The sequence below is a fragment of the Janibacter corallicola NBRC 107790 genome, from assembly GCF_001570965.1.
In the GTDB taxonomy this organism is placed as follows: domain Bacteria; phylum Actinomycetota; class Actinomycetes; order Actinomycetales; family Dermatophilaceae; genus Janibacter; species Janibacter corallicola.
In genome coordinates this window covers 91,139-103,858 of sequence record NZ_BCSR01000004.1, presented here as the reverse complement: position 1 = coordinate 103,858, position 12,720 = coordinate 91,139, and the positions used below count along the sequence as shown (strand labels likewise).

Here is a 12,720-nt window from a genome sequence, read left to right as displayed (position 1 = left end):
TTGGTCATGACCGAGGTGAAGGCGAAGAAGGGCCTGTTCAGTTCGACCACGTTGCACGTCGAGGACTCCGGCGGCACCGGGGCACCGGTGGTGCTCATCCACGGCTGGCCGCTCTCCGGGGAGGCATGGCGCGAGCAACTGGCGCCGTTGCGGGACGCGGGGCACCGGGTGATCACCTACGACCGTCGTGGGTTCGGCCGCAGCGACAAGCCGGACAAGGGGTACGACTACGACACGCTCGCCGACGACCTCCACGGGGTCCTCACGGAGCTGGACCTGTGGGACGTCACCCTCGTCGGGTTCTCCATGGGCGGTGGTGAGGTCGCGCGCTACGTCTCCCGTCACGGTGAGGACCGGCTGCGGAGCGTGGTCTTCGCGGCGGCGGTGCCGCCGTACCTGGTGCAGAGCGAGGACAACCCCGACGGTCCCCTCCCGCTCGTGGAGGCCCAGAAGATGGAGACGGGCCTGAAGGACGACCGCGACACCTTCTTCGACGAGTTTATGACCCGGTTCTTCTCCGTCGGTGACACGCTCAAGGTCACCGAGCAGGAGCGGCAGGAGGCCGTCGCGCTCTGCCACCAGTCCGGCGAGACCGCGGCCGTGGACTGCATGGAGGCCTTCGGGACCACGGACTTCCGGGACGACCTGCGTGAGGTCACCGTGCCGACCCTGGTGGTGCACGGGGACAGCGACGAGACCGTCCCCTTCGAGGGGTCCGGCAAGCGCACCCACGAGGCCGTCGCGCAGAGCGAGCTCATCCTGCTCGAGGGCGCTCCGCACGGCTGCAACGTCAGCCACGCGGGTGAGTTCAACTCCGCGCTGGTGGAGTTCCTCGCGAAGGAGTGACCCCCGGATCCGCCGGGCCCCGTGCTGGCCCCGGCACCCGACCTGCCATATTGTTACTAGAGGTTCCGTAATAAATATGAGGAGGTCGTGATGACCTACGTCATTGCCGAGCCGTGCATCGACGTCAAGGACCTGTCCTGCGTGGAGGAGTGTCCCGTCGACTGCATCTACGAGGGCAAGCGCAGTCTCTACATCCATCCGGACGAGTGCGTTGACTGCGGTGCCTGTGAGCCGGTCTGCCCCGTCGAGGCGATCTACTACGAGGACGACCTCCCGGAGGAGTTCACTCCCTACCTCGCCGACAACGCCCGCTTCTTCGAGGATGCCCTGCCCGGCAAGGACGAAGCCCTCGGATCGCCCGGGGGTGCGGCGAAGATGGGGACCATCGACGGCGACACCGCGCTCGTCGCATCCCATCCGGCGCAGGAGGGGTGACGGCATGACCATCGCCGAGGAGCTCGAGGTCGAGCACCGCAGCATCGACACCCGGCTCGCCGACTTCGTCGCCAGCCTGGAGGCAGGGGAGGTCCGCGCGACCTCCTATCGTGACTCGGCCGGCGAGTTGCGCCAGCACATCTACCTCGAGGAGCAGTGGCTCTTCCCGCCGTTGCGCGAGATCGGACTCATCCCGCCGGTGCTCGTGATGCTCCGCGAGCACGGTGAGCTCTGGGGCACGCTCGAGACCATCGACCGGCTGCTGGACGCCGCGTCACCCGACCTCGACGCCCTGCGTGAGGCCTGTGGCCGTCTCGGCGAGCAGCTGGACGCGCACAACCAGAAGGAGGAGGCCATCATCTACCGGGCCGCGGTCGAGCAGCTGGACCCGCAGACCCAGGAGTCGGTGGCCATGGCGCTGGCGGACGAGACCATGCCCGCGAGGTGGCGCTGCCAGCTCGCGCCCTGACGCCGGGGTCAGGGACGGGAGCGCCCGAGGAAGGCGGCGAAGCGCTCGGTCGGCCCGGCCCCCTCGCGGGGTTCCACCCGGTGGCCGAAGGGCATCCCCGAGCCGCGGGAGTCCTCGGTGAGGGCCTGCTCGGCGACCGACTGTGCCTTCGCGACGAGCGCCGGGTCCGCCTCCGCGTCCTGACCGGTGGCGACGGCCAGGTCCCAGCCGTGCGCGAGGGTCTCCATGAGGAAGCCCCCGACGGCGATGCCCCCGGGGGCAGGTCCCCACGGCGCGGTCAGGGTCGCCGTGAGCAGGTCGTCGTCGTCCCAGGCGGTCATGGCCGCGCGGGTGCGGGCACGGTAGTCCTCGGCGAGGGTGTCGGTGGCGACCTCCACCCGGAAGGGTAGGTCCCGGGGGTTGTCGCCACCGGCGACGGCGGCGATCTTGCCGGGGATGGCGTTCTGGTGCTCCAGCAGCGCCTGAACGTCGAAGTCGGTGCACGGGGTCGGGTCACCGAGCTGGTCGGCCCGGACGACGTCCATGAGGCCGGCCACCCACTCCTGGGCGGTGTCGAGGTCGGATCGGAAGTCTGGAACCTGTGTCATGCCCTCCAGCGTGCCCCCCTCCGGTGACAACAACTGTCACCGATCAGGCGAGGTGCGGTCAGGGGCCCGTGGCGTCGGTATCGTGATCTGGAGCACACCGGCATGACACTGCGGAGCGGTCCACGCAGCCGGGCGGAGTTCCTCGACCTCACAAGGAGCACACCATGAGTCAGAACAGCCCCCAGAACATCGTCATCATCGGTGGTGGGCTCGCCGGCGCCAGCGCCGCCGCCGAGCTGCGGGATCAGGGGTATGACGGTGCCATCGTCCTCGTCGGTGCCGAACCCCACGCACCGTACGAGCGCCCGCCCCTGTCCAAGGACATCCTGCTGGGGAGCGCCACCGCCGCGGACGCAGCGGTCAAGGACGCCGAGTGGTACGAGCAGCAGCGGGTCGAGCTGATCACCGGGACGGAGGTCACCGGGCTCGACACCGGCGCGCGGACCATCACCGTCGACGGGCGTGCCATCACCTACGACCAGCTGCTGGTCGCGACCGGTGCCACCTCGCGCCACCTGCCGATGGTCGATGCGTCCGGGGCCCCCTTCGCCTACCTGCGCACGATCGAGGAGTCCGAGGCGCTGCGGAAGAATCTCTCCGGCCGCATGCTGGTCATCGGGGCCGGCTGGATCGGGCTCGAGGTCGCCTCCGCCGCCCGACAGGCCGGTGGCACGGTCACCGTCGTCGAGGCGGCGGCCAAGCCCCTCGCCGGACCGATGGGGGAGGAGATGTCCGACGTGTTCGTCGGGCTCCACCGCGAGCACGGGGTCGACCTGCGCACGAGCACGACGGTCGAGTCCATCGAGCACGGGAGCGAAGGGGGCGCCCGCGCCTCCCTCTCCGACGGCACCGAGGTCGTCGCGGACATCGTCCTCGTCGCCATCGGCGCCGTCCCCGAGACAGCGCTCGCACAGGCTGCTGGTCTGGAGGTGGACGACGGAGTCCTCGTCGACGCGCGCCTGCGCACGAGCGACCCGCACGTCTTCGCCGCGGGGGACGTCGCCAACCACGACCACCCGACGCTCGGCCGGGTCCGGATCGAGCACTGGGACACCGCGATCCAGCAGGGCCGCCACGCCGCCCGGAGCATGCTCGGCAGCGAGGAGGCCTACACGCGGCAGCCGTACTTCTTCACCGACCAGTACGACCTCGGGATGGAGTATGTCGGCCACGTCGGCCCGGACGGGTTCGACGAGGTGGTCATCCGGGGCGACCGTGGGTCCCGGGTGCTGAACGCGCTGTGGATCAAGGACGGCGTCGTCGTCGCCGGCATGCACACCAACGACTGGGACGCCACGGACTCGCTGCGTGCCTGGCTCGGTCGCAGTGCGAACGAGAAGACCCGCGACACGAGCATCTCGCTGGCCGACTCCCTGGGCTGAAGGTCACTCGACCAGCGGCGGCACCACCGGACGCTCCTGGTCCATCGGCAGGTGGCGCTGGCCGTACAGGCCGGAGACCAGCATGCCGAGACCGAGCACGAGGTGGAGCCATCCGTCGGCGCCGTTGACCGCGAAGACGTCGATCGAGGTGTTCGGCAGGATCATCACCCCGTAGGCGCAGATCGCGAGCAGCACGATCCCGCCGAGGATGAGGTGGACCACGGAGGCCAGCCCCGCCCGGGAGGCGAAGATGCCGGCGACTCCGAGGAGCACATGGATCAGGTTCAGCAGGATCGAGACCTGGAAGACGCCGAAGAGCATCGCCCCGCTGGCGTCGCCGAGGAACTGGATCTGATCCAGATGGGCCGTCGCTCCGGGGACGAACCCCAGGACGCCGACGGCAAGCAGGACCACGCTGAAGAAGAGGGCCACGGACTTGGTGGCCCCACGGCGGTCGACCACGGGAACGACACGCTCTGTGATGGTCATCGTTGACCTCCTCAAGGTCTGCCGCGACCTCCACCGGGAGGCCCGGGGCGCACACCCCATGCTACTCCGGTCCGCGCCGGGCGGACCGTGATCAGGCGCGGGGGTCCTCGGAGGCCTCGTGCGGCAGCGCCGGGTCGTCGCCGATCGGGAGGTGCCACCGGCCGTACAGGCCGAGGGCGAGCAAGACGATGCCGAGGAGGAGGTGCAGCGTGCTGTCGACGGAGCTCAGCGGGATGAAGTTGACGTCGAACGGTGAGGAGACCCAGAACCCGTAGACGCCCATCGCCACGAGGAAGATGCCGGTGCCGGTCAGGAAGGCGGCCGCGGAGAGCGGCCTGCGGGACATCACCAGACCGCAGGCCCCGATGAGCACGTGCACCAGGTTGTGCAGGATCGAGACCTCGAAGAGCCCCAGCAGCACGACGCCCCCCGGGTTCCCGACGAACTGCAGGGCACCGAAGTCGGAGACCGCGCCCGGGACGAAGCCGAGCACGCCGAACAGGACGAACAGGAGGCCGAAGACCACCGCATTGGTGCGGGTGGTCCCGCTGCGCTCCCGCACCGGGTGGACGTGCTCGGTGACGCGGACCGTCCGCCGCCGTTGCATGAGCCGTGCCTCCTCGTCCGTCCGGGGTCCTGAAGGATGCCTACCCGGAGCGAGGTGGTTCATGCACGGGCCGCTCAGGGCTCGAGCGCCTCGCGGACGAGCGCCAGGGCGGCCTCGGGCCCGATGCCGAGGGAACGGGTCGTCTCCGCGTAGCGCTGGGCGGCCTCGCGAGCGGAGGCGGCAGCGGGAGCCGCCCGGCCGGCGGTGACCGTGGAGCGCACGAACGTCCCGGACCGACCGCGTCCCTCGAGGACCCCGTCCTCCTCGAGCTCCCGGTAGGCCCGGGCGACGGTGTTCGCCGCGATGCCGAGCTCGCTGGCGAGCCGCCGGACCGGGGGCAACCGGTCCCCCGGGGCCAGCGCGCCTCCGGAGATGTCCGCGAGGATCTGGCTGCGCAGCTGCGCGAAGGGCGCGTCGCCGGAGGTCGGGTCGATGTGCACGGGGCGCTCGTCAGTCGCTCGGGCGGGTCGCCACGGCGAGGAAGACCGGGTAGGTCCCGTCCTCGCGCTCGATGCTGGTGCCGTCGCCGATGTGCACCTCGACCAGGCCCGCGGCCGTCAGGGAGGCCTCGACCTCGCTGCGGTGGAAGCCGTGGTGCCCCTCGAAGTCGTGGTCGTGGAAGGAGCCGTCCTCGTGGTCCAGGTCGGCGATGCACAGGTGGCCACCCGGCTCGAGCATCGTGGCGAAACCGCGCAGCACGGTCTCGAGCTCCTTGACGTGGTGCATGACCATCGAGGTGACGATGAGCTCGAAGCGGTCCTCCGGCACCGGGTCGCTCTCCAGGTCCAGGTCCCAGACCCGGGTGTCGGGCGGCAGGGCACCGGCCTCGACCTTGTTCCCGATCGCCTCACGCATCCCGGTGGAGTTGTCCGCGAGCGTCACGAGCAGCCCGGGCGTCGCCTCCAGCAGCGCCTGGGTGACCAGCCCGGTCCCCGCCCCGTACTCCAGGAGCCGGTCCCCGCCGGCAGGTGAGGCGGCGGCGGTGATGCCCCTCGCGATCTCGCCGGACTGGCGCTCCTTGTCGCCGTCGTCGTCCCACGTCGCGGCCTTCTCGTCGAAATGCTCCGTTGCCATGGGGGCCAGCCTGCCACCCCGGGGCCGGGCGTACGGTCATGACCATGGACGGATCGGCGGGACTCAGGCTGGCGGTCGCCGGGGCGAGCGGCCTCATCGGATCGCAGGTGGCGTCGCTCGCGAGGGAGGCGGGCCACGAGGTGGTCGCGCTGAACCGTTCCGCGGGAGTCGATCTCACCGACCCGGACAGCATCGGCGACCGGCTCGACGGGGTGTCGACGATCATCGACGTCACCCGCCCCGATGGCATGGACGAGGCCGCGGCGACCGACTTCTTCACCACCGTCTCGACCACCCTGGCCCGAGCCGCGCGGGAGGCCGGGGTGCCCCGTACCGTGGTGCTCTCGATAGTCGGCATCGAGGAGAGCCAGGACTTTCCCTGGTACCGCGCGACACTGGCCCACGAGCGCGCGACGCTGGCGCAGGCGCCGGGCCCGCGGGTGCTGCGGGCGACGCAGTTCCACGAGTTCCCCGGGCAGGTGTTGGAGCGTTCCCGCGGCGGCGGACGCGCCGACATCATGGACATGCCCACCCAGCCGGTGGCCTCCGCGGAGGTCGCGCGAACCCTGCTGGAGATGGCCACCGAGGCCGAAGGGGGCGACCGCCGGCTCGGTGGCCCCCAGCCCGAGCAACTGGTGGAGCTGGTCCGGGAGTGGTGCCGGCTTCGCGGCGACGACGTGCACGTCGTCGCGGTGCCCGCCGCCGCGAGCATGTCGGGCGGTTCCGTGCTGCCCGGTCCCGATGCCGACCTGCGCGGGCCGACGTGGCGGGACTGGGCGCAGGCGCAGACCGGGCAGAGGCCGGCCTGATCAGTCCTCGGTGAGGCGGCGCAGGACGTCGTCCGAGATCGGTGGCGTGACCGGGTACTGGCCGTCGGCCGCCCCCGCGGGGCGCCCGTGCACGGTGCGGTAGAGCTCGGCCATCTCCTCGTCCAGCTGGGCCGCGGTCGCGGCCGCCTCGGTGATCCTGCGGCGCAGGTCGGGAGGCACGTCCCCTTCGTACTTGTAGAAGATCTTGTGCTCGGTGCTCGCCCAGAAGTCCATCGCGACGGTGCGGAACTGCACCTCCACCGGCACCCGGACCGGCCCGGAGGAGAGGTAGACCGGGACCTCGAGGATGGCGTGCAGCGATCGGTAGCCGTTCGGCTTCGGGTTGCGGATGTAGTCCTTGAGCGTGCGCACCGTGATGTCCGGCTGGTTGGTCAGGGCCTCGACGAGCCGCTCGACGTCCGCGACGAAGGGGCACACGACCCGGATGCCTGCGATGTCGGTGACGTGCTCACCGATGGCGGCCGTCGTCAGCCCCACGTCCTGGCGCTTGGCCTTGGCGACGATGCTCTCCGGGCTCTTCAGCCGGGTGGAGATGTGCTCGATCGGGTTGTCGCTGTGCAGCTCGGCGAACTCGTCGCGCAGGATCTCCAGCTTCGTGGTGATCTCCTGCATGGCGAACTGGTAGCCGAGCAGGAATCGGGTGAAGTCCTCACGGATCATCCGCATCCCGTCGACGATCTCCGCCGGCAGCCCGTTGGAGGAGGGGCTCACCTCGGATGCCATGGCCGGTCCTCCTTCGTCGGGACGGGAGCGGCGGTGACGCGCACGGCGTAGGACGGGGGCGGGCCCTGCGCGACCGGCCCGAGGTAGGTGTGCCCCGTCAGCCGGCACCAGGCGGGCAGGTCGATCGGGGCGACCGGGTCGGTCGTGCTCAGGTGGACGATCGAGCCCTCGGCGAGCTCGGCCACCCGGGACCGCAGCAGGACGAGCAGGCGTGCGCAGGAGAGGTCGCCCCCGTCGATGGTCAGGACCCCGTCAGCGCCCGTCGTCTCCATGGCCCCCAGCGTAGTGGGGGCGGAAGCCGCGCAACCGGAGACTGTTGCTCACGACGAAGACCGAGGAGAAGGCCATCGCGGCACCGGCGACCATCGGGTTCAGCATCCCCGCCATCGCGAGCGGGATCGCGGCGACGTTGTAGGCGAAGGCCCAGAAGAGGTTGCCCTTGATCGTGCCGAGGGTGCGCCGCGCGAGACGGATCGCGTCGACGGCGGCGCGCAGGTCGCCGCGCACGAGGGTCAGGTCGCTCGCCTCGATCGCGACGTCGGTGCCGGTGCCCATCGCCAGGCCGAGGTCCGCGGTGGCCAGGGCCGCGGCGTCGTTGACGCCGTCCCCGACCATCGCGACGACCGCGCCCTCGCCCTGCAGCCGCTCGATCTCGGCGACCTTGTCGGCGGGCATGACATCGGCGATGACGTCGGCGGGATCGATCCCGACCTCGTCGGCCACCGCGCGGGCCACGACCTCGTTGTCCCCGGTGAGCAGGATCGGTCGCAACCCGAGGCCACGCAGCTCGGCGACCGCCTGTGCGGAGGTGTCCTTGATGGCGTCGGCGACGACCACGATGCCGCGGGCGACACCGTCCCAGCCGACGGCCACCGCGGTGCCGCCGCCTCGCTGGGCGCGGGTCATCGCCTCCTGCAGTGCCGGGTCCAGGGGCATCGACCAGTCGGCGAGCAGGGCCGGACGGCCGACGATGACCGATGTGCTCTGCCCGTCCCCGAGGACGGTCCCCTGGACGCCGAGCCCCTCGACGTTCGCGAAGCCGTCCACGGCCGGCAGGTCACCGACCCGCTCCCTGCTGCCGGAGGCGATCGCGCGGGCGATGGGGTGCTCGGACGCCGCCTCGAGCGCACCCGCCATGCGGAGCACCTCGGCCTCGTCCTCGCCCTCGGCCGCGACCACCTCGCGCAGCGTCATCGAGCCGGTCGTGACGGTGCCCGTCTTGTCGAGCACGACGGTGTCGACGGTGCGGGTGGACTCGAGGACCTCCGGCCCCTTGATGAGGATGCCCAGCTGGGCGCCCCGGCCGGTGCCGACCATCAGGGCCGTCGGGGTCGCCAGACCGAGCGCGCAGGGGCAGGCGATGATCAGGACCGCCACCGCGGCGGTGAAGGCCATCGACGGACCCGCGCCAGCGACGAGCCAGCCCAGGAGGGTCAGCAGCGAGAGCACGAGCACGATCGGCACGAAGATCCCGGAGATCCGGTCGGCGAGGCGCTGCGCCTCGGCCTTGCCGTTCTGCGCGTCCTCGACCATGCGGGCCATCTGCGCCAGCTGGGTGTCGGAGCCGACGCGCGTGGCGCGCACGACGAGCCGTCCCTCCGCGTTGACCGTGGCACCGACGACCTCGTCGCCCACGCCCACCTCGACGGGCACCGACTCACCGGTGAGCATCGAGGTGTCCACCGCCGAGTTGCCGTGCTCGATGATGCCGTCGGTGGCGACCTTCTCGCCGGGACGCACGACGAAGTGCATGCCTGCGGCGAGGTCCTCGACGGGGATGGTCCGCTCGGTCGTGCCGTCGAGGACGGTGACCTCCTTCGCGCCCATCTCGAGCAGGGCGCGCAGGGCGGCCCCGGCTTGGCGCTTGGAGCGCTTCTCGAACCAGCGCCCCGCGAGGATGAAGGTCGTCACCCCCGCAGCGGCCTCGAGGTAGATGTTGCCGGAGCCGTCGCCGGGCGCGACCGTCAGCTCGAAGGGGTGGGTCATCCCCGGCTCGCCCGCGGTGCCGAAGAACAGCGCGTACAACGACCAGGACAGCGCGGCGAGCGTACCCATGGACACGAGGGTGTCCATCGTCGTCGCGCCGTGCTTGAGGTTGGTCCACGCCGCCTTGTGGAAGGGCAGCGCCCCCCACACGACGACCGGCGCGGCCAGGGTGAGCGAGAGCCACTGCCAGTTGGTGAACTGCAGCGGTGGGATCATCGCCATCGCGATGACGGGGACGGTGAGGACCGCCGAGACGATGAGGCGCTGGCGCAGCAGGTCCACCTCGTCGGGGGCGGTGGGGGCCTCCCCCTTCGCACCCTCGGGGGTCGGGAGGACGGCACCATAGCCGGCGTGCTCGACGGTCTCGACCAGTTGGTCCGGGGTGACCCCGGAGCCGTAGCTGACCTTCGCCTTCTCCGTCGCGTAGTTGACGCTCGCCGTGACGCCGTCGATCTTGTTCAGCTTGCGCTCCACACGGCCCGCGCAGGAGGCGCAGGTCATCCCCGTGATCGCCAGCTCGACATCGGTCAGGTCGGCGTCGCCGGGTGTCTGGGTGGAGGTGCTCACGGCTGGCTCCTGTGCATCGGTGGGTGGACGGCGGGCGAAGGGGGTCAGGCCAGCTGGTAGCCGGCCTCCTCGACGGCCGCGCGGACGGTGGCCTCCTCGAGCGGGGCGGTGCTGGTCACGGTCACGGCGCCGGACTCGAGCTCGATCGAGACGTCCTCGACGCCCTGGATCTCCTGGACCTCCTCGGTGACGGACGCGACGCAGTGCTGGCAGGTCATGCCGGAGACGGTGTAGGTGGTGGTTGCGCTCATCGTGGGTTCCTCTCTGATCGGTGGGGCGGCTCCTGCTGCCCGACGATCGTCATTTTATACCCCCAAGGGGTATGTGTCGAGGCGGGTCGGGTACGCCCGGATGCGTAGCCGGGATGTCGCCTGCGGGCCGACGACCCGCCCCGTCGCGCGGGGCAGTCTTGGCGGTGTCATCGATACCAACTTCTCCCGGAGGAGAACCATGAACGCCGTCGCGACCACCCTGGTCACCCACGCCGGCCCCTGGCACGAGGGTCCGCCCTTCCCGTTCTTCCTCATCCCGCTCTTCTGGCTGCTGCTCTTCGCCGCCGTGTTCACCTTCGCGGTGCTCGGACGGCGCCGTCGCCGCGCGGAGCACGGTGCGCGGGCCGGTGAGCGGGTGCTCGCCGAGCGCTTCGCCGAGGGCTCGATCACGGAGCAGGAGTTCCGGGCACGCCGCGCCGTGCTGCGGGAGAAGTGAACGCTCAGACCAGGCCCGACTGGTAGGCGAAGACCACCAGTTGGGCCCGGTCGCGCGCGCCGAGCTTGATCATCGAGCGGCTCACGTGGGTCCTGGCGGTCGCCGGACTCACGACGAGCCGCTCGGCGATCTCCTGGTTGCTCAGGCCCTGTCCGACGAGACCGACCACCTCGCGCTCGCGGTCGGTGAGGTCGCCCAGCTGCGGGTGCGGCGTCAGCCTCCCCCGCGGCTGCTCGACGAACTCCCGGATGAGGGTGCGGGTCACCGACGGCGCCAGGAGCGCACCGCCCTGCGCGACGGTGCGGATCGCCTCCACGAGATCTTCGGGAGGGGTGTTCTTCAGCAGGAAGCCGCTCGCCCCGGCCCGCAGCGCCTCGAATACGTACTCGTCGAGCTCGAAGGTCGTCAGCACGATCACCTTCGAGCCGGTCAGGTCCGGGTCGGCGAGGAGCCGCCGGGTGGCCTCGAGGCCGTCGATGCCGGGCATGCGGATGTCCATGAGCACCACGTCGGGCCGGCTCCGTGCGGCCTCGCGGACCGCGGCGATCCCGTCGGCCGCCTCGCCGGCGACGCAGAGCCCGGGCGTGGCCTCGACGAGTGTGCGCAGGCCCATGCGGACCAGCTCCTGGTCGTCGACGAGCAGGACCGAGGTCATGGGTTCTCCTCCAGCGGTAGGAAGGCGTGCACGGTGAAGCTCCCCTCCTGCTCGCCCGCGGTGAGCCGGCCCCCGAGCTGCAGGGCGCGTCGGCGCATCCCGTCGATGCCCAGCGGGGGGACGTCGCGACCGGGCCGAGCGCGGTGTGCGGTCGGATCGGCGGGGTCGTGCCGGTTGGTCACGGTGATGTGCAGGCCCTGCGGTTCGCGGGCGATCCGGACCCGCGCGGCGCGGTCCTCGGAGTGGCGCACGACATTGGTCAGTGCCTCCTGGACGATGCGATAGGCCGCCAGGTCGATCGGCCGGGGCAGCCCGGCGACGTCCCCGACGAGCGCCAGGTCGACCTCGACCCCGCTCGCGCGGACGCGATCTCGCAGCGCGCCGACCCCGGCCAGCCCCGGGGTCGGTGCGGTCCCGCCCGAGCGCACGCCGGTGAGGGTGGCACGCAGCTCGGTCAGGGCCTCCTCGCTGGCGGTGCTGATCGCCTGCAGCGCCCGGACCGGCTGGTCCGGGTCGTGCTCGCGCACGTGCAGCGCGATGTCCGCCTGCATCTGGATCGCGGCCAGCCCGTGACCGACGACGTCGTGCACCTCCTGGGCGACGCGCAGGCGCTCGGCCTCGACGAGACGCCGGTCCGCCTCCGAGCGGGCGTGGGCGTGGGACTCGGCACTCTGCCGTCGCACCGTGCCGACCATGAGGGGAAGGGCGAACCACGGCACCGCCGCCAGCAGCGCGCCGGGGTCCTCGGTGCGCAGGAGCAGCAGCAGGAGGAGCAGCAGGAGTGCGGTCCCCGCCCAGAGCAGGGCAGGCCGCAGCGGCAGGTGCCGGCCGACCCCGTAGACGGCGACGGCGAGAGTCAGCAGGATCGGGCCGGACGGGTGGCCGAGGGCGAGGTAGGTGCCGGTCGCCACGGTGGTGATCGCCAGTGCCACCTCCGGGCGGCGGTGGCGTAGCAGCAGGCCCGCCGCGGCGGCGACGACGAGCACCGCGGCGAGGACGCCCGGCTCTGCGAAGGCGGTGTCCGTGGGCGGGGCAGGCCCCCAACGGTCCTCGACCCACGGTGGGCGGTCGCCGGCCCCGGGCCCGTGCCCCAGGACCGGCAGGGTCAGCAGGCCGAGGAGCGCCAGACCCAGCGGGAGGGCGCCCAGACGGAGCCACCCGCGGACACCGGTTGCGGTCACGTGTCCCTCCCTTCGTCCGATGGCACGGCGTGGTCACCACGTCGTGTGCCGCTCGGACCACTCTGACCCAGGTGGGAGCCGTCGTCACCCCGCGTACGGCGTAGCGGCGGGTACGTCCCCCGACGTAGCTCGGGATGCGCTGCGAAGGGGACGTGCCGCGCCTCGCCCGCGAGGACTCTGG

At 71.6% G+C, this 12,720-nt stretch carries 17 protein-coding genes; 6 read left to right on the top strand and 11 right to left on the bottom strand.

The features are described from left to right. The first annotated feature begins 6 nt into the window (after positions 1 to 6). From JCO01S_RS03240 to JCO01S_RS03230, 3 genes are all read left to right on the top strand, one after another. A complete protein-coding gene (locus JCO01S_RS03240; protein ID WP_068250611.1) occupies positions 7 to 846 on the top strand; it encodes an alpha/beta fold hydrolase in 840 nt (279 codons plus the stop codon). Between the two features lie 90 nt (positions 847 to 936). Next, positions 937 to 1,281 (top strand): ferredoxin, encoded by a 345-nt coding sequence (gene fdxA / locus JCO01S_RS03235; RefSeq protein ID WP_068250608.1) that lies wholly within the window; start codon positions 937 to 939, stop codon positions 1,279 to 1,281. Positions 1,282 to 1,285: 4 nt separating this feature from the next. Continuing rightward, positions 1,286 to 1,750, top strand: coding sequence for a hemerythrin domain-containing protein (locus tag JCO01S_RS03230; protein ID WP_068250605.1), 465 nt, complete (start codon positions 1,286 to 1,288; stop codon positions 1,748 to 1,750). Positions 1,751 to 1,758: 8 nt separating this feature from the next. Here JCO01S_RS03230 and JCO01S_RS03225 read toward each other — a convergent pair whose 3' ends face one another. Continuing rightward, a complete protein-coding gene (locus JCO01S_RS03225) occupies positions 1,759 to 2,337 on the bottom strand; it encodes a TIGR03086 family metal-binding protein (RefSeq protein WP_068250602.1) in 579 nt (192 codons plus the stop codon). 164 nt (positions 2,338 to 2,501) lie between these two features. Between JCO01S_RS03225 and JCO01S_RS03220 the strand changes: the two genes are divergently transcribed. Continuing rightward, positions 2,502 to 3,719: an NAD(P)/FAD-dependent oxidoreductase gene (locus JCO01S_RS03220; RefSeq protein WP_068250597.1), complete on the top strand. Its 1,218-nt coding sequence runs from the start codon at positions 2,502 to 2,504 to the stop codon at positions 3,717 to 3,719. A gap of 3 nt (positions 3,720 to 3,722) precedes the next feature. Here the strand turns inward: JCO01S_RS03220 and JCO01S_RS03215 are convergent, their stop codons facing one another. From JCO01S_RS03215 to JCO01S_RS03200, 4 genes are all read right to left on the bottom strand, one after another. Next, a complete protein-coding gene (locus JCO01S_RS03215; protein ID WP_084342580.1) occupies positions 3,723 to 4,208 on the bottom strand; it encodes a DUF4383 domain-containing protein in 486 nt (161 codons plus the stop codon). A gap of 91 nt (positions 4,209 to 4,299) precedes the next feature. Further along, the gene (locus JCO01S_RS03210) at positions 4,300 to 4,815 is read right to left on the bottom strand and encodes a DUF4383 domain-containing protein (RefSeq protein WP_068250594.1); all 516 of its coding nucleotides are present in this window, start codon (positions 4,813 to 4,815) and stop codon (positions 4,300 to 4,302) included. Between the two features lie 74 nt (positions 4,816 to 4,889). Beyond that, on the bottom strand, positions 4,890 to 5,255 hold the full coding sequence (locus JCO01S_RS03205) for a GntR family transcriptional regulator (protein ID WP_068250591.1): 366 nt from the start codon (positions 5,253 to 5,255) through the stop codon (positions 4,890 to 4,892). 10 nt (positions 5,256 to 5,265) lie between these two features. Then, positions 5,266 to 5,889, bottom strand: coding sequence for a class I SAM-dependent DNA methyltransferase (locus tag JCO01S_RS03200; RefSeq protein ID WP_068250588.1), 624 nt, complete (start codon positions 5,887 to 5,889; stop codon positions 5,266 to 5,268). Between the two features lie 44 nt (positions 5,890 to 5,933). Between JCO01S_RS03200 and JCO01S_RS03195 the strand changes: the two genes are divergently transcribed. Continuing rightward, entirely contained in the window at positions 5,934 to 6,698 is a 765-nt protein-coding gene (locus tag JCO01S_RS03195; RefSeq protein ID WP_068250585.1) for an SDR family oxidoreductase, read from the top strand. Here the strand turns inward: JCO01S_RS03195 and JCO01S_RS03190 are convergent, their stop codons facing one another. The 4 genes from JCO01S_RS03190 to JCO01S_RS03175 all read right to left on the bottom strand — a co-directional run bounded on the left by JCO01S_RS03190 (position 6,699) and on the right by JCO01S_RS03175 (position 10,246). Then, positions 6,699 to 7,442 carry a GTP pyrophosphokinase gene (locus JCO01S_RS03190; RefSeq protein WP_068250579.1) on the bottom strand — a complete coding sequence of 248 codons (744 nt, stop codon included), beginning with the start codon at positions 7,440 to 7,442 and terminating at the stop codon, positions 6,699 to 6,701. Next, positions 7,427 to 7,714, bottom strand: coding sequence for a sulfurtransferase TusA family protein (locus tag JCO01S_RS03185; RefSeq protein WP_068250577.1), 288 nt, complete (start codon positions 7,712 to 7,714; stop codon positions 7,427 to 7,429). Before JCO01S_RS03185 ends, JCO01S_RS03190 begins: the two co-directional genes overlap by 16 nt. Beyond that, on the bottom strand, positions 7,695 to 9,929 hold the full coding sequence (locus tag JCO01S_RS03180) for a heavy metal translocating P-type ATPase (protein WP_084342586.1): 2,235 nt from the start codon (positions 9,927 to 9,929) through the stop codon (positions 7,695 to 7,697). Before JCO01S_RS03180 ends, JCO01S_RS03185 begins: the two co-directional genes overlap by 20 nt. A gap of 110 nt (positions 9,930 to 10,039) precedes the next feature. Continuing rightward, entirely contained in the window at positions 10,040 to 10,246 is a 207-nt protein-coding gene (locus JCO01S_RS03175) for a heavy-metal-associated domain-containing protein (protein WP_068250571.1), read from the bottom strand. Positions 10,247 to 10,445: 199 nt separating this feature from the next. Between JCO01S_RS03175 and JCO01S_RS03170 the strand changes: the two genes are divergently transcribed. Then, entirely contained in the window at positions 10,446 to 10,703 is a 258-nt protein-coding gene (locus JCO01S_RS03170; protein WP_068250568.1) for an SHOCT domain-containing protein, read from the top strand. A gap of 4 nt (positions 10,704 to 10,707) precedes the next feature. Here the strand turns inward: JCO01S_RS03170 and JCO01S_RS03165 are convergent, their stop codons facing one another. After that, positions 10,708 to 11,358, bottom strand: coding sequence for a response regulator transcription factor (locus JCO01S_RS03165; protein WP_068250565.1), 651 nt, complete (start codon positions 11,356 to 11,358; stop codon positions 10,708 to 10,710). Further along, complete coding sequence (locus JCO01S_RS03160; RefSeq protein ID WP_068250562.1) at positions 11,355 to 12,539, bottom strand: sensor histidine kinase; 1,185 nt, start codon at positions 12,537 to 12,539, stop codon at positions 11,355 to 11,357. Before JCO01S_RS03160 ends, JCO01S_RS03165 begins: the two co-directional genes overlap by 4 nt. Positions 12,540 to 12,720: the final 181 nt, after the last annotated feature.